Source organism: Bradyrhizobium frederickii, from assembly GCF_004570865.1.
GTDB lineage: Bacteria > Pseudomonadota > Alphaproteobacteria > Rhizobiales > Xanthobacteraceae > Bradyrhizobium > Bradyrhizobium frederickii.
The window spans coordinates 390068-408857 of the sequence record NZ_SPQS01000003.1; the positions used below are offsets into that span (position 1 = coordinate 390068).

General features: G+C 66.0%; 19 protein-coding genes. 10 read left to right on the top strand and 9 right to left on the bottom strand.

All coding sequences use genetic code 11. The features are described from left to right. Nucleotides 1-172 precede the first annotated feature (172 nt). Entirely contained in the window at nucleotides 173-346 is a 174-nt protein-coding gene (locus E4K64_RS07355) for a DUF1328 domain-containing protein (protein WP_135162919.1), read from the top strand. Between the two features lie 230 nt (nucleotides 347-576). Here the strand turns inward: E4K64_RS07355 and E4K64_RS07360 are convergent, their stop codons facing one another. Beyond that, complete coding sequence (locus E4K64_RS07360) at nucleotides 577-1083, bottom strand: thioesterase family protein (protein WP_135162920.1); 507 nt, start codon at nucleotides 1081-1083, stop codon at nucleotides 577-579. A gap of 83 nt (nucleotides 1084-1166) precedes the next feature. Between E4K64_RS07360 and E4K64_RS07365 the strand changes: the two genes are divergently transcribed. The 3 genes from E4K64_RS07365 to E4K64_RS07375 all read left to right on the top strand — a co-directional run bounded on the left by E4K64_RS07365 (nucleotide 1167) and on the right by E4K64_RS07375 (nucleotide 4387). Continuing rightward, nucleotides 1167-2591, top strand: coding sequence for an FAD-binding oxidoreductase (locus tag E4K64_RS07365; RefSeq protein ID WP_135162921.1), 1425 nt, complete (start codon nucleotides 1167-1169; stop codon nucleotides 2589-2591). A gap of 103 nt (nucleotides 2592-2694) precedes the next feature. Then, a complete protein-coding gene (locus E4K64_RS07370; RefSeq protein WP_167771860.1) occupies nucleotides 2695-3981 on the top strand; it encodes a Spy/CpxP family protein refolding chaperone in 1287 nt (428 codons plus the stop codon). Between the two features lie 34 nt (nucleotides 3982-4015). Then, on the top strand, nucleotides 4016-4387 hold the full coding sequence (locus E4K64_RS07375; protein ID WP_135162923.1) for a hypothetical protein: 372 nt from the start codon (nucleotides 4016-4018) through the stop codon (nucleotides 4385-4387). A 51-nt stretch (nucleotides 4388-4438) separates the two neighbouring features. On the opposite strand, the gene E4K64_RS07380 is transcribed toward E4K64_RS07375, so the two are convergent. Next, nucleotides 4439-5911, bottom strand: coding sequence for a caspase family protein (locus E4K64_RS07380; protein WP_135162997.1), 1473 nt, complete (start codon nucleotides 5909-5911; stop codon nucleotides 4439-4441). 186 nt (nucleotides 5912-6097) lie between these two features. On the opposite strand from E4K64_RS07380, the gene E4K64_RS07385 reads away from it, so the two are divergent. Further along, nucleotides 6098-7075 carry a hydroxyacid dehydrogenase gene (locus E4K64_RS07385; protein ID WP_135162924.1) on the top strand — a complete coding sequence of 326 codons (978 nt, stop codon included), beginning with the start codon at nucleotides 6098-6100 and terminating at the stop codon, nucleotides 7073-7075. 6 nt (nucleotides 7076-7081) lie between these two features. Here E4K64_RS07385 and E4K64_RS07390 read toward each other — a convergent pair whose 3' ends face one another. Then, a complete protein-coding gene (locus tag E4K64_RS07390) occupies nucleotides 7082-8248 on the bottom strand; it encodes an ABC transporter substrate-binding protein (RefSeq protein ID WP_135162925.1) in 1167 nt (388 codons plus the stop codon). 328 nt (nucleotides 8249-8576) lie between these two features. Between E4K64_RS07390 and E4K64_RS07395 the strand changes: the two genes are divergently transcribed. From E4K64_RS07395 to E4K64_RS07405, 3 genes are all read left to right on the top strand, one after another. Next, on the top strand, nucleotides 8577-10967 hold the full coding sequence (locus E4K64_RS07395; RefSeq protein WP_167771861.1) for a bifunctional diguanylate cyclase/phosphodiesterase: 2391 nt from the start codon (nucleotides 8577-8579) through the stop codon (nucleotides 10965-10967). A 91-nt stretch (nucleotides 10968-11058) separates the two neighbouring features. Then, nucleotides 11059-12357 (top strand): MFS transporter, encoded by a 1299-nt coding sequence (locus E4K64_RS07400; RefSeq protein ID WP_135162927.1) that lies wholly within the window; start codon nucleotides 11059-11061, stop codon nucleotides 12355-12357. Between the two features lie 156 nt (nucleotides 12358-12513). Further along, the gene (locus E4K64_RS07405; RefSeq protein ID WP_135162928.1) at nucleotides 12514-15099 is read left to right on the top strand and encodes an EAL domain-containing protein; all 2586 of its coding nucleotides are present in this window, start codon (nucleotides 12514-12516) and stop codon (nucleotides 15097-15099) included. Between the two features lie 521 nt (nucleotides 15100-15620). Here the strand turns inward: E4K64_RS07405 and E4K64_RS07415 are convergent. The 3 genes from E4K64_RS07415 to E4K64_RS07425 form a co-directional block, all read right to left on the bottom strand. Further along, nucleotides 15621-15842, bottom strand: coding sequence for a hypothetical protein (locus E4K64_RS07415; protein ID WP_135162930.1), 222 nt, complete (start codon nucleotides 15840-15842; stop codon nucleotides 15621-15623). A gap of 49 nt (nucleotides 15843-15891) precedes the next feature. After that, nucleotides 15892-16044: a hypothetical protein gene (locus E4K64_RS41855; protein ID WP_430642478.1), complete on the bottom strand. Its 153-nt coding sequence runs from the start codon at nucleotides 16042-16044 to the stop codon at nucleotides 15892-15894. Nucleotides 16045-16231: 187 nt separating this feature from the next. Continuing rightward, complete coding sequence (locus tag E4K64_RS07425; RefSeq protein WP_126255860.1) at nucleotides 16232-16441, bottom strand: cold-shock protein; 210 nt, start codon at nucleotides 16439-16441, stop codon at nucleotides 16232-16234. A gap of 428 nt (nucleotides 16442-16869) precedes the next feature. Here E4K64_RS07425 and rpsU point away from each other — a divergent pair, with 428 nt between their 5' ends. Continuing rightward, nucleotides 16870-17145: a 30S ribosomal protein S21 gene (gene rpsU, locus E4K64_RS07430; RefSeq protein ID WP_027572522.1), complete on the top strand. Its 276-nt coding sequence runs from the start codon at nucleotides 16870-16872 to the stop codon at nucleotides 17143-17145. A gap of 12 nt (nucleotides 17146-17157) precedes the next feature. Here rpsU and E4K64_RS07435 read toward each other — a convergent pair whose 3' ends face one another. The 3 genes from E4K64_RS07435 to E4K64_RS07445 all read right to left on the bottom strand — a co-directional run bounded on the left by E4K64_RS07435 (nucleotide 17158) and on the right by E4K64_RS07445 (nucleotide 18112). Continuing rightward, entirely contained in the window at nucleotides 17158-17436 is a 279-nt protein-coding gene (locus tag E4K64_RS07435) for a DUF1488 family protein (RefSeq protein ID WP_126255317.1), read from the bottom strand. A gap of 120 nt (nucleotides 17437-17556) precedes the next feature. Further along, nucleotides 17557-17853, bottom strand: a complete 297-nt coding sequence (locus tag E4K64_RS07440) for a hypothetical protein (RefSeq protein WP_126255318.1) — start codon at nucleotides 17851-17853, stop codon at nucleotides 17557-17559. After that, a complete protein-coding gene (locus E4K64_RS07445) occupies nucleotides 17846-18112 on the bottom strand; it encodes a hypothetical protein (RefSeq protein WP_135162931.1) in 267 nt (88 codons plus the stop codon). The genes E4K64_RS07440 and E4K64_RS07445 overlap by 8 nt, the downstream gene beginning before the upstream one ends. A gap of 302 nt (nucleotides 18113-18414) precedes the next feature. Between E4K64_RS07445 and E4K64_RS07450 the strand changes: the two genes are divergently transcribed. Then, entirely contained in the window at nucleotides 18415-18747 is a 333-nt protein-coding gene (locus E4K64_RS07450; RefSeq protein ID WP_135162932.1) for a hypothetical protein, read from the top strand. Nucleotides 18748-18790: the final 43 nt, after the last annotated feature.

Here is an 18790-nt window from a genome sequence, read left to right on the forward strand (position 1 = left end):
GGGGCGCCGAAAAGAGGTTTTCCACGTGCGCGGCGGGCCAATTTGTTCCCGCGCGCCTTGCGAATTTCCTCCCTGCCGGGGTCGGAACCATCGTTCCCGCCTTGAGATTGTCTGGGCAGGTGGTGCGGCGAGCCGCGCCGGACGCAGACAACATCAAGACGAGGGTTTGACCATGCTAGGCTGGGTTGTGACGTTTCTGGTTATCGCACTGATCGCCGGCATCCTGGGCTTCGGCGGCGTCGCCGGCGCTTCGATCGAGATCGCCAAGATCATCTTCTTCATCGCGATCGTTCTGTTCCTGGTCTCGGCCGTCGTCGGCCTGGCGCGCGGCCGCAACAGGATATAGCGCTTTCCCCGCGGCGCATCCTTCGAGACGCCCGCCTTCGGCGGGCCCTCAGGATGAGGCAGAGTGTGCGGCAGCAGTCTCGAAGAGCGCGAATGCTGCTTAGCCTCATCCTGAGGAGACCGCCACCGGGTCCGCGCAAAGGCGCGGCCCGATGACAGGCTCCGCGGTCGTCTCGAAGGGCGAGGCGCGCGCTCAGACCGCGGCCATAACGCTGCGGCAGCGCTTTGAAACTACCGCTTCGCGGGCATCGCCACGCTCCGGCCGATGCCCTCAGGCCGCGGCACGACGCTGTGGGCCTTGGTGACCGCAGCGATGCGCTCGCTTATATCGGGCGGAAACGGCGCGACGCGCCGCGCATTCATGTCCATGTGCAGCGACATGTTCTCGGACGTGGCCGACAGCCAGCCTTCGCTCGCGTGCCGCATCTCCTCGAACGTGTGCAGCCGCTTGTCGTCGGCCCCCAGCAGCCAGACGAGGATCTGCACGGGATCGCCGAGGTGGATCTCGCGCAAATATCGCACGTGGCATTCGGCCGTGAAGGTCGAGCCGCCTCGCTCCTTCATGTAGGTCGGCCCGATCCCGAGCTCGCTCCAGAGCTGGTCGATCGCGCGGTCGAACATCACGTTGTAATAGGCCATGTTGAGATGGCCGTTATAGTCGATCCATTGCGGCTCGATCTGCATGATCGAGGCGCGGAACGGCTCGGCTTTGGGCGTCAGGGCGGCGGTCTCCGGCATGTTTCCTTCCAGCTATGCGTCCGGTCGCTTGACTTGACCGGTTTTATGTCCTTTGCCACGGTTCTTCTTTCGGGAGGAATTCCGTGGGTACGACCATCACCAATAATCCGCCGCGGCCGGAGCCGAAAGCCCTCGCGAGCGCGCTGGAGCAGCTTGCCGCACGCTTCGGCAACCGCCTCATCACCTCGCAGGCCGTGCGCGAGCAGCACGGCCATACCACCACCTGGATTCCCAACCAGCCGCCCGACGGCGTGGTGATGGCGCAGGAGACCGCCGACATCCAGGACGTGGTGCGGATCTGCGCCAAGAACCGCGTGCCGGTCATTGCCTTCGGCACCGGCACCTCGCTCGAGGGCCAGGTCAACGCGCCCGCCGGCGGTATCTCGATCGATTTGCGCGACATGAACAAGGTACTCGCGGTGCATGCCGAGGACCTCGACTGCGTGATCCAGCCCGGCGTGACCCGCAAGGCGCTGAACGAGCATCTGCGCGACCAGGGCCTGTTCTTCCCGATCGATCCCGGCGCCGATGCTTCGCTCGGCGGCATGGCCTCGACCCGCGCCTCCGGCACCAACGCGGTGCGCTACGGCACCATGCGCGACAGCGTGCTGGCGCTGAAGGTGGTGCGCGGCGACGGCGAGATCATCACCACGGGCACGCGCGCCAAGAAGTCGTCCGCGGGCTACGACCTGACGCATCTGTTCGTCGGCGCCGAGGGCACGCTCGGCATCATCTCGGAATTGACCATTCGCCTGCGCGGCATCCCCGAGACGATCGCGGCGGGCGCGGTGTCGTTCGAGAGCGTGCACGGGGCCTGTCAGGCCGTCATTCTGGCGATCCAGACCGGCATTCCCGTGGCGCGCATCGAGCTGCTCAACGCCGCGCAGGTGCAGGCCTGCAACGTCTATTCCAAGCTGACGCTGCCGGAGACGCCGCTGCTGCTGATGGAATTCCACGGCAGCGAGATCGAGGTCGCCGAGCAGTCCAAGGCGTTCGGCGAGATCGCCCGGGAGTGCGGCGGCGGCGATTTCTCCTGGACCACCAAGCCCGAGGATCGCACCAAGCTGTGGCAGGCGCGGCACGATGCCTATTGGTCCGTGAAGGCGCTGCGGCCCGGTGACAGCATCGGCGTGGTCGCCACCGACGTCTGCGTGCCGATCTCGCGGCTTGCCGATTGCGTCAGCGAAACTGAGGAGGATCTCAAGCGGCTCAACCTGCTGTCGCCGATCGTCGGCCATGTCGGCGACGGCAATTTCCATTGCTCGCTGGTCTGCGACGTCAACGACGCGGACGAGATGGCTCGCGGCGAAGAATTCATGCATCGCCTGGTCGAGCGCGCGCAGGCGATGGACGGCACCTGCACCGGCGAGCACGGCATCGGACAGGGTAAGCAGAAATATCTGAAGGCGGAGCTCGGCCCCGAGGCGCTCGATGCGATGCGGGCGCTGAAGAAGGCGCTCGATCCGCTCAACATCTTCAACCCCGGCAAGATCGTGCCGGAGGCGTAGCGCGGCCCCCGCGGGGAGACCGGGAACTTTCGGCAATCCTGCTGGTTCCAATTCCCGCCAATTTCCGATGCCTGGATGGCAGGGCTTTGCGCGGGAGGGTGCGATGGTGCGACCGGTCGTTGGAATTGCCGCGATGGCACTTGCCTGCATGCTGGCGGGCGCGGCGCTGGCGAAGGGCGGACATGGCGGGGGCCATGGAGGCGGGCACGGCGGCGGCCATCACGGTGGCGGCCATCATGGCGGCGGCCATTTCCGTGGCCATGGCCACGCGCATGGCGGCGGCCATCATCGCGGCATGCGGTTTACCAGCGGTGCCCGACGCGGCGGCCCCAATTTCGGGCAGATCCGCAATGCCGCGATCCGGCCGGCGCACTTCCGCAACGCTCTGAACGCCGGCGCATTCCGCAATGGCCGGCTGATCAGCAATCCGGCGGCGCGTGCGCAGCTCGCCGCGGCGGCCGCACTGGCCGGCTGGAGCGGCGCAAGCAGCGGATGGTGGCAACATGCGGGGGGCGGCTATGGCTGGGTCGGGCCGCTGTTCTGGCCGTTCGCCTATAACGACCTCTACGACTACACGATCTGGGGCGACGGGCTCGGCTTCTGGGGTTACGGCTATCCGGACATCTATGCCGGAATATTCGGCCCCTACGGCTATGATCGCCTGTCGGCCTATCTGCCGCAGCAGCCGCAGGGACGACGGCGGGCCCGCAGCGCGCCGCTCGATCAGCTCTGCGGCAGTGACCACCGTGCCATCGCCGGGCTGCCGATCGATCAGATTGCATCCGCGGTGCAGCCGACCGATGCGCAGGGCGCCGCTCTCGATGCGCTCGGCAACGCCTCCGTCGACGCGGCAGCGCTGATCCGCACGTCCTGCCCGACGCAGGCCGCCGCCACGGCCCCCGGCCGGCTCGCGGCGATGCAGCAGCGCATCGAGGCGATGCAGAAGGCGGTCGATCTGGTCCAGCCCGCGCTCGACCAGTTCTATGGTTCGCTCAACGACGAACAGAAGGCGCGCTTCAATGCGCTGGCCGAGGATCAGCGTCGTGCGAACAATGCGGGCGGATCGTCGGTGCAGACCTGCAGTGTGCCCGCCGCATTCGATTGGCCCGGCGCCACGATCGAGGAAAGACTTCGCCCCAGCGACACCCAGCGCGCGGCGCTCCAGGTGCTGCAGGATACCAGCGCCAAGGTCAGCGCATCGCTCAAGGCGGCCTGCGAGCCCAATGAGGTGATGACACCGCCGGCCCGCATGGCCACGATCCGCAAGCGGCTCGATGCGATGCTGGACGGGATCAAGTCGGTGCGTGCGGCGCTCGATGATTTCTACGCCACGCTCAACGACGAGCAGAAGGCGCAGTTCGAGGCGATCGGGCCGCGCCGCACGTCCTGACGGCGCAAGCCTACGAAGACCAATGGTGGGGGCAATGAAGTGGTTCGCAAGGCGGCAGCCGGCCGACATCTGGGATGAGCCGATCCAGGGGCCGATCGGCGATATCGAGGCGGCGGAGCGCATTCGTCACATCTGCGAGGCTGCCAGAGCGGGCGCGGAGGCCGTCGGCGGCTCCGCACGGACTGCCGAGCGCGAGCGTGAGCGCTACGAACGTGCCGCCCGCGTCGCGATGGAGATTGCGATGAAGATCGCAGACGATCTGATGCGCGACGATGCGGTCCGCCGCATCGTCGACCTCTGCATGAAGGCCGACGACGCCAAGACCGCGCAGATCCTGTTTCGCGCGATTCAGGCCGGCTGGGTCCGCGAGGCCGTCCAGCGCGATTATCCGGCGCTGGCGCAATAGAACCGGCTCGCGCGGGGCGCGAGCCGGTGCGATGTCCGTGCCGGAATCGTCTCAGTACCTGCGGTAGTCGCCGCGATAATGGTCGCCGCCGCCGCGGCCGCCCATTCCCATGCCGATGCCGATCCCGATGCCGACGCCCTGCATGATGGCAGCGGGCGGCGGGCCGGGGGGCGGGGCGCGCTCGTAGACCACTTCCTCAGGCGGAGGCCGGCGCTTCGGCGGCGTCTCGACAACCTTGCGCTTTGGCGGCGTGTCGTCGACGCGCTTCTTGATCACGGGCGCGACGCTCGGATTGGCCGGCGTCGCCGGTGCCGTCGGCGTCGAGCACGGGCAGGTCGGAGCCATCGCGACCGCGACCGGGGTCGCCGCGGCGGCGACAGGCACGCCATAATTGCGGTTCTGCACGCGCAGCAGTAGCCGGCGCGCGGTCGCGGCGAGGTCGCTGTTGTCCCAGTTGGCGAGATAGGCCTCGAACGAAGCGCGGGTGTTGATCGCGGTGGCGCGCTCCCAGGCCAGCATCTGGCGGCGCCGTTCCAGCACCGTGCGCAGACGCGGCGTGCGGGTGTCCTGTGCGTACAGCTCGATATAGGCCTGATACGCCTCCACGGTGTCCTCAGTGATCACGAGCTCGTAGGCGGCCATGGCCGGCTTGCCCCGCAAGGTCTTGCGCCAGTCCTCGACGCTGCGCGTGCCGCTGGCGAGCGCCATCGCGGATGCGCCGGGAACAGCGGGCGTGCTGCCGCTGCTCTCGCCGAAGAACCTGAAGTCGGTGGTCAGCGAGGAGCTTTCCCACGGGATCTGCCGTCCGTCGGTCGACTGCGCGACCGCGACGCGGATGCGCTTGAACACTTCCTCGATCGGCAGGTTGGGCTGCTTGGCGATGGTCAGCGCGGCCGTGGTGTAGGGGCTGTCGATGCCGTTGCCGTCCTCGGCCTCGGCGCCCGGGGACGTCGAATAGGAGATGAAGGAGCCGGGCGCGCCGGCCTTGGTGTCGACGATCGCAAGGCCGTGGCCGGCGCCGCTCAGCGCCGGGAACGGATTGTTGCGGCAGGCATCGAGCATGAAGATGCGCGCGCGTGTCGGCAGCGCGCCGAGCGTGTTGAGCAGGTCGTTGAGGCGCACGCCCTGGAGCGGAATGTCGGCCTCGCGCTTGGGATCGAGGTCGACCGGAACGAGATAGTTCTCGCCGTCGATTTGCAGACCGTGGCCGGCATAGAACACCAGCGCGACGGTGTCGGCGCCGCTGGCGCCGACCTTGCCGGCGAAATCCGAGATCGCCGTGCGCATCTCGTTCTGCGCCAGATTGGCCGCCGTGGTGACGGTGAAGCCGGCATTGCCGAGCAGTTCCGTCATGCCCTTGGCGTCGTTGGCGGCGTTGGGCAGCTCGGGCACCGTGCGATAGGCGGACTGGCCGATCACCAGCGCAAGCCGCGCTTCGGCCGCGGCGTCCGTCGGCGTCATCAACTGGGCGAGGGCGAGAAAACCGGATGCAACTATGAGATTTGAAAAGACTGGACGGCGCATCATGTCACCTCCAACGGCAATACGCGCGATGATGTCACTTTTTCTAGGGGGCCGCCATGCGTCCGTCTGTGCGCTGGATCACGCTGCGCGCTGCGGCAAATTGTGACAGGATGCCTGCCGCAGCTGGCCTTGTGCCAGATTTCGACGGCGCTGCCGCGGGCATCGGTTGCTGAAGGAGTCCCAGTCGTGAAGGTTCTGCTCGCTCACACGCCGCAGATGCGGCGCAACTATTACGGCGACCGCAGCTTGAACGGCCTGCGGGCGGCCGCCGAGGTCATTCTGCACGAAAGCGACGAACCCCTTGACGCCGCCGGCCTCGTGCGTGCGGCGAAAGACGCCGACATCATCGTCGCCGATCGCATGACCGAAGGCCGCGGCGAAATCTTCGCCGAGCTGCCGCGTCTGCGCGCCTTCGTCCGCTGTGCCGTCGATATCCGCAACGTCAACGTGGAAGCGGCTTCGAAGGCCGGCGTGCTCGTCACCCGCGCCGGTCCCGGCTTCGTGCAGGCCGTCGCCGAGCTCGCGCTCGGCTTCATGGTCGATCTCTCCCGCGGCGTGTCGCGGACGACGGCGGACTACCAGGCCGGCCGCCAGCCGGAGGCGCGGATGGGCCGCCAGCTCGCCGGCAGCACGATCGGCATCATCGGTTATGGCAGCATCGGGCGCTATCTCGCTGGGATCGCAAAGGCGCTGCGGATGGAGGTGCTGGTCTCCGATCCTTTCGCCGATGTCAGCGATGCCGCGATCCGGCAGGTCGGCCTCGACGAGCTGCTCGCGGCATCGGACTATGTCGTCTGCCTTGCGATCGCCAACGAGCAGACCGAGAATCTGATCGGCGAGGCGGCGCTGACGCGCATGCAGAGGCATGCCGTCTTCATCAACCTCTCGCGCGGCAATCTCGTCGATGAACCGGCGCTGGCGCGGGCGTTGCGCGAGAACCGCATCGCCGGTGCGGCGATCGATGTCGGCCGCGCGCCGGACCAGATGCCGACACCCGAGCTGGCGAAGCTGCCGAACGTGATCGCCACACCCCATGTCGGCGGGCTGACGCCGCAGGCGATCGAATATCAGTCGCTGGAAACCGTGCGGCAGGTCGGAGCGATCGTGAAGGGCGAGGTCCCGCCGGGCGCGGTCAACGCCGAGCGCTGGACGCGGCGGCCATGAAGGGCCCTACAGCCGGTCCACCGGCTTGAACGTTCCATCCTTCTGGATCACCGTCAGGAACACTTTCGGCGGCGCGTCGATCATGCGGATGCCGACGTTGACGGTGCTGCCGCTGATGTCGAAGCGGCCGATATCGTTGATGGCGCGCAGCAGGCTTGCGCGGGTCGGGTCCGGTCCGGCCTTTTCCAGCGCTGCGGCCGCGAGGCGGCCGGAGAGGTAGCCTTCCAGCGATACGAAGTCCGGTGTCTGCGTCGGATCGACCGCCTTCTGCGCCGCCTGGTAGTCGGCGACGAGCTTGAGCGAGCGATCCCATGGAGACGGCACGACCTGCGAGACGATGACGCCTTCGCCCTCGGGGCCGAGCTCGCTGGCGAGTGCGACGGCGCCGACGAAGGAGATGTTGACGAAGGTCGGATAGAAGCCGCTGCGGTGTGCGAGCTTGATGAATTCCGCGCAGGGACCATAGGTCCCGACCATCACGATGGCCTCGGGTTCGGCCCGCTTGATCGTTCGCCAGGCGGCCTTGACCGCGCGGGTGTTGCGCTCGAAGGTGCCTTCGGCGGCGAGCTCGAGGCCTCGCCTGGCGAGCGCGCGTTTCACACCCCTCAGACCGTCGCGGCCGAAGGAATCGTCCTGGTAGAAAATGCCGATGCGGGTGAAGTGGCGATCCTCGGTGAGGTGCTTGATCCACGCTTCGGCCTCCGCACTGTAGCTCGCGCGGATGTTGACGACGTTCGTGAGCTCGAGGTCGCGCAGGAATTCGGCACCGCTGAACGGGCCGATGAAGGGAACGTTCCTGGCGCTGGTGATCGGAATTGTCGCCATCGCGGTCGGCGTGCCCACCGCGCCGATCAGCGCGAACACCTTGTCGTCCTCGATCAGCTGCAGCGTCTGGGCCGCCGAACGATCGGGATCGTAGCCGTCGTTGCGGCTGATGAGCTGGAGCTTGCGGCCGTGCACGCCGCCCCTGGCGTTGATCTCGGTGAATGCTGCGACGATGCCTTGCCGCATGCGCTGTCCGAGCGCGGAGGAGGGACCTTCCAGCGCGGCGGCCTGGCCGAACAGGATCGCATCCTCGCTGACGCCGGCCTCCTCGGCCCCGGCCGCGAGCGCGGTCGCCGCCAGGAGCACGCAGGTCAGGATGACGGATCTCGTCGATCGAAATCGATACATCGGAAAGGTCTTGCCGGATAGTTGGGAAACCTTCCGCAACATATCCCTGCGAGCCTGAATAGCTCGCTAAGCGGCACGGTGTCGACGATCCGTAGTACTCCGGGCAAAATCGGCAACTTGTTTCCACTATGCCGGATCGTTCGCGCACTTCATTAACTAATCCGTGCATTGCGGAACGATCCGGTTCCGAAATTGTGCAGTTCTTAACCGCCGTCTTGTTCCGATAGCCGGATCGATGCCTCAACCAGAGGTTCGGTTTGTTGCGGGCCAGGGGACGGCGGCTTTAGAGATGGGCGATCGCGATCAGCACGATCAGGATCGGGGGCGTATGACCGGATGGTGGCGCGCGGCGCCGCTGCTCGGGCTGTATCGCCCCGCGCTCGTCGCGGTCGGCGTCGGTCTTCTGTTCTCGGTCGTGGGCGCGGCCGCCGTGGCGCGGTGGGAAGATCGCGTCAACAGGATCGAGTTCGAGAACGCGGCCGAGACCGAAGCCATCGTCATGCAGAACGGCATGGGCGAATACATATCGAGGCTCCTCGCGCTGCGCACGCTGTTCGAATCGACCAACGACGAAGTCACCCGCAGCGAGTTCGAGACCTTCAGTACCCGCCTGTTCGAACGCCATCCCGGCATGCTGCGCGTTGCCTGGCTGCCGCGCGTCAGCCGCAAGGAGCGCTCCGACTACGAGGCCGCGGCGAGTACGGACGGCGTCTCCGGCTATCACATCAAGTCGCTTCAGGGCGAGAGCTTTGCGACGGCGCCGCAGAGCGATGAATATTTTCCGGTGTTCTATTCGACCCAGCCCAAGACCTCGTCGGTCTACGGCATGGACTACGCCACCGTTCCGGAGCGCCGCGCGGTTCTGGAACGCGCGCGCGACCACGACAACGTCGCAGCCATCCGCACGCGCCTGTTTGAACCGAGGGAGGGAGGCCGGCTGCCCGACGTCCTCGTTGCCGTTCCCGTTTACGCCAAGGGGACATCGCGCGAGACGGTCGCGGACCGGCGTCGCAATCTCGCCGGCTTCGTGATCGGAATCTTCGACCTGCCGCTGCTGATTCAGGTCATTCGCGTCACCACCGGAGCAAGCCCCGCGGTCAGCATCAACGTCTATCCGCCCTTCACGGGGCAGATCGTCAGCCTGGAGCAGATGCTGCCGGACTATTCGTCGGCGGCCAGGGCGCCGCAGTCGATGCGGGACGTCGCCCGGGCGCTGCACTGGTCGGGCAGCCTCAAGATCGGCGATACCGATTGGCAGGTGCGGGCCGTTCCCACCGCCGGCGGTCCGCTGGAGTCGACTTACGATCGCGCCGGCGCGGTGCTGATCGTCGGCATGCTGCTCACGCTGTCGCTGTCGACCTATCTCATGCTGGCGAGCCGCAATTCGCGGCGGCTGTCACTGGCCAATCGGCGGGTGCTCGAGCTCGCCCAAACCGACGTCCTGACCGGACTGCCGAACCGCGCCTTCTTCCTCAGCCGGCTCGACGAGATGAACAACCAGCTGGGTGTGCGGGGGCTGCCGTTCTCGATCCTGATGCTCGACCTCGACCGCTTCAAGAACGTCAACGATTCCCTCGGTCACGGGGCCGGCGATGCGCTGCTGCGCCAGGTGGCACAACGGCTGAAATCCGCGGTGCGCGCCACCGACGTGCTGGCACGGCTCGGCGGCGACGAGTTCGCCGTCATCCAGGAGGCCGGCGCGGATCAGCGTGCCTGCTCGACCGAGCTGGCGGCGCGGATCGCCAAGCTGTTGACCGAACCGTTCCTCCTGCCCGGCCACCGCGTCGAGATCGGCACCAGCATCGGCATCGCCATCGCGCCGGATCACGGCAGCGATCAGGAGCAATTGCTGAAGAAGGCGGACCTTGCGCTCTATCGCTCGAAATCGGCGGGCCGCAACTGCTTCACCATCTACGACGAGGCAATGTCGGCCGAGCTGGAGGCCCGCAACACGCTGGAGGGGGATCTGCGCGATGCCATCGCGCAGTGCCAGCTGGAGGTGCATTACCAGCCGTTCGTCGACGCCCTCAGCGGGGCGCGGCGCGGCTTCGAGGCGTTGGTGCGCTGGCGGCATCCGACGCGCGGCCTGATCCCGCCGGACCAGTTCATCCTGCTTGCGGAGGAGACTGGGCTGATCGTGCCGCTCGGCGAATTCGTGCTGCGGCGCGCTTGCGCGGATGCGGCCGGCTGGCCCTCCGATCTCGCGGTCGCCGTCAACCTGTCGCCGATCCAGTTCAAGGAAGCCGAGCTGTTCGAGATGATCGGCGCGGCGCTCGCGGATTCCGGCCTGCCGCCCCACCGGCTCGAGATCGAGATCACCGAATCCGTCCTGCTGGAGCGCGGCAGCGAGAACCACGCCTTCATGGAGCGGCTCAAGCATCTCGGCATCGAGCTCGCGCTCGACGATTTCGGCACCGGCTATTCCTCGCTCAGCTATCTGACCGCGTTCCCGTTCGACAAGATCAAGATCGACAAGTCGTTCATCCGCAATCTCACGCACCAGCCGCGCAACTCCGCCATCATCTCCGCGATTGTGACGCTGGCGCGCGGGCTCGACATGTCGGTGACGGCCGAAGGCGTCGAGACCCGCGAGGAGTACGAGCGGCTGAAAGCGCTCGGCGTCAATTTCGCCCAAGGCTATCTGTTCGGCCGCCCGCACCCGATCGAGCGGATTCTGTTCGACGCCCCCGTCAAACGGTCACGGCGCGACGCCGCCTGAGCGCGCGGCGCGACGGGCATGCACGAAAAGCGCTTGACCCAGGCATCCCCGGATGGTCGGAAGGATCGTCCAGGGATGAAACAAGCACATCATGCGGCTTCCGTTCTTCTACGGCTGGGTCGTGGTCGCCGTGACCTTCGTCACCATGGCCATCGGCGTCAACGCGCGTACCGCCTTTTCGCTGTTCTTTCCGCCCATCATCTCCGAGTTCGGCTGGGAGCGTGGCGTTACCGCCGGCGCGTTCTCGTTCGGCTTCGTGGTGTCAGGCGTGGTCAGCCCGCTGATCGGCCGCCTGATGGACCGCGCCGGCCCGCGCGCGGTGATGGAGCTCGGGGTGGTGCTGATGGGCGGCGGCTTGCTGCTTGCGCCGCTCACCAGCGCGCCCTGGCATCTCTATGTCACCATCGGCGTCATGGTCGGTGCCGGCTCGGTGTGTCTCGGCTATTCCGGCCAGTCGCTGTTCCTGCCGAACTGGTTCATCCGCAAGCGCGGCTTCGCCATCGGCATCGCTTTCGCCGGCGTCGGCATCGGCTCGGTGACGCTGCTGCCATGGGTGCAGCACATGATCGAAGCGACCGGCTGGCGCACCGCCTGCACCGCGATGGGCCTGCTCGTCCTGATCGTGCTGGCGCCGGTGAACCTGCTGCTGCACAAGCGCCCGCAGGACATCGGCCTCGAACCGGACGGCGATGCCGCCCCGGCGGCCGGCGGTGCCCAACCGGTCTCCAACATCGTCGATCCGGTCTGGGTCAATACCGACTGGACGCTGAAGCGCGCCGTCGCGACCACGCGCTTCTGGTGGATCGCGCTCGGCTATTTCTCCGGCCTGTACATCTGGTACGCGGTGCAGGTGCATCAGACCAAGTTCCTGCTCGACATCGGCTTCAGCCCTTCCGTCGCGGTGTGGGCGCTCGGCATCGTCAGCCTGCTCGGCATTCCCGGCCAGATCGTGCTGGGCCATGTCTCCGACCGCATCGGACGGGAGTGGGTCTGGGCGATCAGCTGCGCGGGCTTCGTGATCTGCTTCGCCGCCCTGATCGGCTTGAAGTATCAACCCTCGCTCTGGCTCGTCTATCTCATGGTGTTCGCGCAAGGCGCGCTCGGCTACGGCCTCACCTCGATCATGGGTGCGGTCGTGTTCGAGATTTTCCAGGGCAGGCACCAGGGCAGCATCTTCGGCACCATCATGCTCGCCGCGCTCGCGGGCGGTGCGGCCGGACCGTGGCTGACCGGCGTGCTCTATGATCGCACCGGCGACTACACGCTCGCCTTCGGGATCGCGATGATCGTGAGCGGATTGTCGGCGCTCGCGATCTGGCGGGCATCGCCGGGAAAAGTTCGGGCCGTTGCCGGCCGGCTGCACAATCCGCAGAGCAGAACCGCGGAGTGAGTTGCGGGGACACACTGAATTACCTGCGCCTCTTTTGCCCAATGTTAAGCATGTCGCGGCTTGGCAGATGCGAGGGGGATTACAAAAACGTCTTGGACACCATCGGAGCGTAGCTTCGGGCAGATTGCCGTTTCTTCCCGATGCTCCCGGGTCCCGATGTCTGCCCCCGATAATCCCGCGACCGAAACTCCGGACGTGCTGTTGGCTGCACTGGAACGCGCCGACGATGGCGTCGTCATTGTCGATGATGCGCACCGCATCACGCATTTCAACGCCAGTGCGGAGCGGATCTGGAAGCTCGCGCGCGCGGACGTGCTCGGCCGCGATGCCGAAATTCTCACCCTCAATTGCCTTCTGGCCGATCCGGCCGCGGAATTCCGCGACGAGATCAGCCTCGTGCGGCAGGACGGCAGCCGGATCCGTGCGGCCATATCGCTATCGTCCGTTGCGCATGACGGCGCGACCCATCGCGTCGTGTTCGCGCGCGACGTCACCGCGGATGCCGAGCGCCGCGTCAGGATCGGGCTTCTCCACGCCGTCTCCGATCAGACCAACCGGGCGGTGATCATCGCCGACACCGAGCTGAACATCGTCTACGTCAACTCGGCCTTCACGACGCTGTTCGGCTACACCAGCGGTGAGGCCGAGGGCCGCCGCGCAGGCGAGCTCATCGCCGGCTGCCACACCGACCGCAAGGCGATCGCGAAGCTGGTCGAGCGTCTGATGCGCGGCGGTCGCCGCGGCGAAGCCGAAGTGCTCACCTACGACAAGGACGGCGAGGAGATCTGGGTCTGCGCCCGGATCGACGCCTTTCGGGACAACAAGGGGCGGGTCAAGCACATCTTCGCGCTGCTCGAGGACATCACCGAGACCAGGCAATTGCGCTCGCTGCAGCAGCTCATCATGGCCTCGCTCGCGGACGAGGTCCCGATTACCGACATCGCCGACAGGCTCTGCCGCCGCGTCGAGGAGATCGCGCCCGACGTCGTCTGTTCGCTGCTCCACGTCGATGCGGCCGGCCTGATCCACCCGCTCGGAGGTCCGAGCTTGCCCGAGGACTATTCCCGCGCATTGGACGGCATTGCGATCGGGCCGAATGTCGGCTCCTGCGGCACTGCCGCCTTCTACGGCGAGCCGGTGCTGGCGACCGACCTCGAGACCGATGCCCGCTGGCAGCCCTACAAGGCGATGCCGCTCGCGATCGGCCTGCGCGCCTGCTGGTCGACCCCGGTCAAGGCCAAGGACGGCCGCGTCATCGCGACCTTCGCCTTTTATTACCGCGAGCCCCGCGCGCCGAGCAACTGGCACCGGCGCATCGTCGAGGCCTGCGTCAATCTCGGCGCCTTCGCGATCGAACGCAAGGAGGCCCGCGCCGAGATCGCGCGGCTCGCCTATCACGACATCCTCACCGGCCTGCCGAACCGCGCGCAGTTGCGGCACCTGATCACCACGGCGATCGATGCCTGCCCGACCGGCAGTCATATCGCGCTGGCCTTCCTCGATGTCGATCATTTCAAGGACGTCAACGACACGCTCGGTCACGCCGCCGGCGACGAGCTCCTGGTCCAGCTCGCCCAGCGTCTGCACGAGCAGATCGGCCCCGAGGACATGCTGGGACGGCTCGGCGGCGACGAATTCGTCATCTTGCTGCCGCAGCGCAATGCCGAGAGCGCCGCGCGCCTCGCGGCCGACATCACGGAGGCGCTGGCTGCCCCCTTGAGGCTCGGATCGAAGCTGATGCCGATGTCGGCCAGCATCGGCATCAGCCTCTATCCCGACCATGCCACCGACATCGACACGCTGATGCAGCAGGCCGACGCCGCCATGTACATGGCCAAGCAGGCCGGGCGCTCGACCTATCGCATCTTCAGTGCCGAGATGAACGGACTCACCGAGCAGCGCCTGGCGCTGATCGCAGCGCTCCGCCGCGCCATCGCGGAAGGCGCGCTGAGCCTTAGCTACCAGCCGCAGATCCGTAGCTGCGACGGCGCGATTCACGGTGTCGAGGCGCTGTCGCGCTGGCACGATGCCGTGCTCGGCGACGTCTCTCCGGCAAAGTTCATTCCGCTCGCCGAGGAGTGCGGCCTGATCGAGCAGATCGGCCTGTGGTCGGTGCGCGAGGCCTGCCGGCAGATGGCGAGCTGGCGCCGTGCCGGCCTCAAGATTCCCTGCGTGTCGGTGAACCTGTCGCCGATCAATTTCCGCAACGTCACGCTCGCCGCGCGGCTCAAGGACATCCTCGCCGACCACGACCTGCCGGCGGACGCCCTGATGCTGGAGATCACCGAGGGCGCGTTCATGCAGGACAGCGTCGCAGCGCTGGAGACGATGAACGCGATCCGGGAGCTCGGCGTCGGGCTCTCGGTGGACGATTTCGGCACCGGATATTCCAGCCTCAGCCGCCTTGCGCACCTGCCGATCCGCGAACTCAAGATCGACCGCAGCTTCATGCGCGACATCGAGCGCGACGCGGGCGCGCTCGCGATCGCCACGGCCGTGGTGCGCGTCGGCCAGGGCCTCGGCATGACCGTGGTCGCCGAGGGCGTCGAGACCGAGGGCCAGCGCAAGACGCTGGCCGAACTCGGCTGCGACGTCGTGCAAGGCTTCCTCTACGCCCCCGCGCTTCCGCCCGTCGCCTTCGAGCGCTGGCTGATCGAGCACTGCGCCGAGCAGGCGAAGTCGATGCTGGGGAGGCTCGATGTCGCGCAGGCCGGTGCCGGCGCGGTCAGGCGCTCAGCATAATTGATTGCTTTCCCGCGATATTCTCGGCAATTAGGAACGCATCGGCAGATCGGCGGTTTGGTTGAGTGATACCTGCCGGAGCCCATCACCGGCATGGATGGCGCTTCAGGACGAAAGGCCCAGGATCGACAGAAGCTGCGCGCCCGAGATGGCTGGGAATAAGATCGACCGCGTGGCGCGTGCGAATTGATCTAGCCAAACGCAGCAAGCCGATCCAGGAATAAGGGCGAGCACCAGGAGGCCCCGACACCGGAGGACTTCGAGCTGCCGGAGACATGAGGACGACAGATGAAACGGCATCCCCCATCGCGTGCAGCGAACGAGGCGAACAGCCACTTCAAACAGGCCGCGGCGAAGCCGGCGACCGATTACGAGAAGGCTGAAGAGGCTTTCCAGGCAAATCGGGAACGACTGAAGGCCGAGCGGTTGGCGAGGGAGGCTGAACGACGAAACCGGCCCGAGAAGACGCCTTAGACGTCGCACTTCTCCTTCGAGAAGCGCCATACGTCGCAACGCTCTGGCTAAAGCATGGAAAGCACGACGATCCCGTCTTCGAGCTCGCCCGAAGCAAGCTGTGCCCGCGCAATCCGCTCGAACTCAGTTCGATGCTTCTGCAGATAGCTGAAGGCCTGCTTCTGCGTGTTGAATGTCGTGGCAAGCTGGCACATCTGCCGATTTGCGCCGGACGCGAGAAAGAAGGTGATGGTTCCGTGGTCTGGCTTCACTCTAGGCACGATCTGCACTCTCCGGCATGTGATCGGCCCTCTCAATGCGACGGCGGCTTGAAGACGATTATCGTGTCGGCTTCTTCGAACGCTTCTTGAGCGCCGGCGCCGGCAAAGCCAGCCGCACAGCTTCGTCAGCCGCTTCCTTGGCCTCGCGCGCAGCTCGGAGCCGCGCCATGTTCTTGCGAACTTCGATGGCCTGCCGTTCGGCGTCGACCATTGCCCGCGCTCCGTCTTCAGCGGCCAAGCGGCGGCGATCGGACCGCGCGACGCTCGCGGGTGACGGCTCTGCCGGTTTCTTGGTGCTCATCGTCCACCCGGCTCCGCAAACGACTAAACCCGCTCAATCCTGGGATTGAGCGGGTAGGGCGACCGTTTCAGTACATCCGTGAAACGGCGCCACGATATCAAGCCAGCGAGAGATTCTCAGCGCTGACCTTGCCTCGCACCTTGTCGGTCTTGGCCTCGAAATTGACCTGCTGGCCCTCTCCGAGACCTGCAAGACCAGCCCGTTCAACGGCGCTGATGTGAACGAACACATCGTTGCCGCCGTCGTTCGGCTGAATGAAACCGAAGCCCTTTTGGCCATTGAACCACTTGACCGTACCTGTCGTCATCTTCTTCTCCAAAGCGCGCAAGCGCATTCCGCGCGACAATCACGCGGTCATCTTCAACTTCGTCGATGTCTTTGGAAAAGGAGCCCGCGGGCGCATTCAACAAGGCACAGCGGCTAATCGAACAACATCAATATATATGATTTCCAGGATTTTGCAAGGAGCCAGGCCATTTTGTTTTCGAACGAGGCAATTCCTCTGTTCCGATCGAGGCGCTTTGCGTGGGTCTGTCGATCTGCGAGCAGGACGTTAGCGATTGACAGCGCTGCACGACAATGGTCACGGTGTCTGTATCGCCGTGACAAGCAGACCTGTGTCTGAAGCCGCGACCAAGGTCGCGGCTGCTTCCTCACAATTCGCAATGAAGCTCCTGCGCAATTGGCTGCCTGCAGGACGTGTCGCCATTCGCAGCCCCCGGTCGGGAGGATCAATTGCACGTACTCGTCAGAGACAACAACGTCGAGCAGGCACTCCGCGTTCTCAAGAAGAAGATGCAGCGCGAGGGCGTCTTTCGCGAAATGAAGCAGCGGCGCTCGTATGAAAAGCCGTCCGAGCGAAAGACTCGCGAGAAATCCGAAGCTATTCGTCGCGCCCGCAAGCTGGCCCGGAAACAAGCGATCAGAGAGGGGTTGCTGCCCGCGCCGCCGAAAAAGAAGCCCTTCGAACGCAAGCCGCCTTTGCCGGAGATCAAGGCTCGGGCGGAGTAGAGAGAGCTTTCCCTAAGGCCTGAAATCGATGCCGCGCAGCACGATGCCCGGCGGCGTGCCTTCGAACTCCGTCGCGCGATATTTGCTCGCCGCGCGTGCTTCGATGCGGTCCCGCAGGCGGGTGAACTGAGCCTCCCGCTGCTCGGGCTTGACTTGCGGGCCGCGCTCGAGATCGTCCATCGCGGAGGTCGAGACGGCGCAAGGAATCTCCCTGGTGCCGTCATGCATCGAGAACCGGACGATCATCCGGTCGTATTCGTGGCTGATAAAGCGGCCGCTGGTCAATGTCATGGCTTGCTCCGTTGCGTGATTGCCAGGCGCGATCGCACCTCTCAAATCAGCGCGGCGACCGGCCGCCTGCGTTCCGTCGCGCGCGGCACGTGTTGAGAATTCAAGCGGCGGTCGTTCGCTTCAATTCTCCCCCGACAGCCGGGCGAAATCGTCGAGCAGCGCCGCCACCAGCGCGCGGTGACGCGTGTCCTCGGCGGGCAGGCTCGCGGCATAGAGGTTGAGCAAATGACGCGCCTTCACCGCGGCCTCCGGCCAGGACGCGGCGGGCACCGTCATCATGCGGTGCTCGAGATCGGCCTCGCGCTCGCGCAGCTCTCTGGTGTTGGCCTCGACCTCGGCCAGCGCGCGGCGCAGGTCGGTGGCCTTCTGTGCGGCCATGCCGCGGTGCTTGTCGAGATCAACGGGATGATCAGTCATTGGCGATGCTCGCGTCTGCGGCTTGCGCGTTCGCGAGATCGACCGAACCGATCGACAGCATCTCCATCATGCCGCCGGCGCCTTCGGCCGGCACGGTGATCATCGTGGCAACGCGGCGATAGGCGGCGAAGGTCAGGCCCTCGATCGTCTCCTCGTCGGTGACGACCTCGTAGGCGCCGGCCGGCAAGAGGCGGTCGATGCCGCGCATGCGGAACGGATGCCTGAACGTGACGGTCTCTCGCCGCGAGCGGATGGTCATGCAGGCCTGCCTTTCGCAAGTGGAGCCCCAACCGGTGCCGGCCGTGGCGAGCATGCGCTCTTGGCGCGGCAATAGCCAGCACTATCGTCGCGAGGCATTTAAACGCTCGCAATCGCTTCGGCACGGGCGTAGGATCGCGGTCATCACCGCACGTCTCGACGGCTTCGACCGGTGACTGAGGGTCACGTGTGCTCCCGCCGAAGGCTTCGCAGGAGCGTTCGATGTCGCGTGTTCGCATCTCGGAATGATCGTTCCCCCGTTTCTTCTCGTATGCGGAGCCGCCATCCTTAATGAGTAGGGCGATGCGCGTGCCGTACCTGGTCAGTGGGACCAACGAATACGGCAGTTCCAATCTGGGCCGCGGCACCGCGGCGGTCGCGCTGCGGCTCGCGCGAAAACTGCTGCGCGAAGGCTACATGGACGTCAGGGTCTGCACCCCGCGCGGACGGGTCCTGCAACCCGATGAATTCGACCAACTTGAACCGGCAAAGGAGAGCGACATGGCGAAGGGCCAGCAACGCGGCAACCGCGAAGCCAAGAAACCGAAGAAGGAGAAGTCCAAGATCATCGCCGCGGCCCCGAGCCGCAAGGAAGCCGCCTGGCAGCCGGACTTCGGACCTGCAAAGAAGAAGTAGGCGAGCTGCAGCTCACCAGCTTCGACGGCGCACCGACCATATG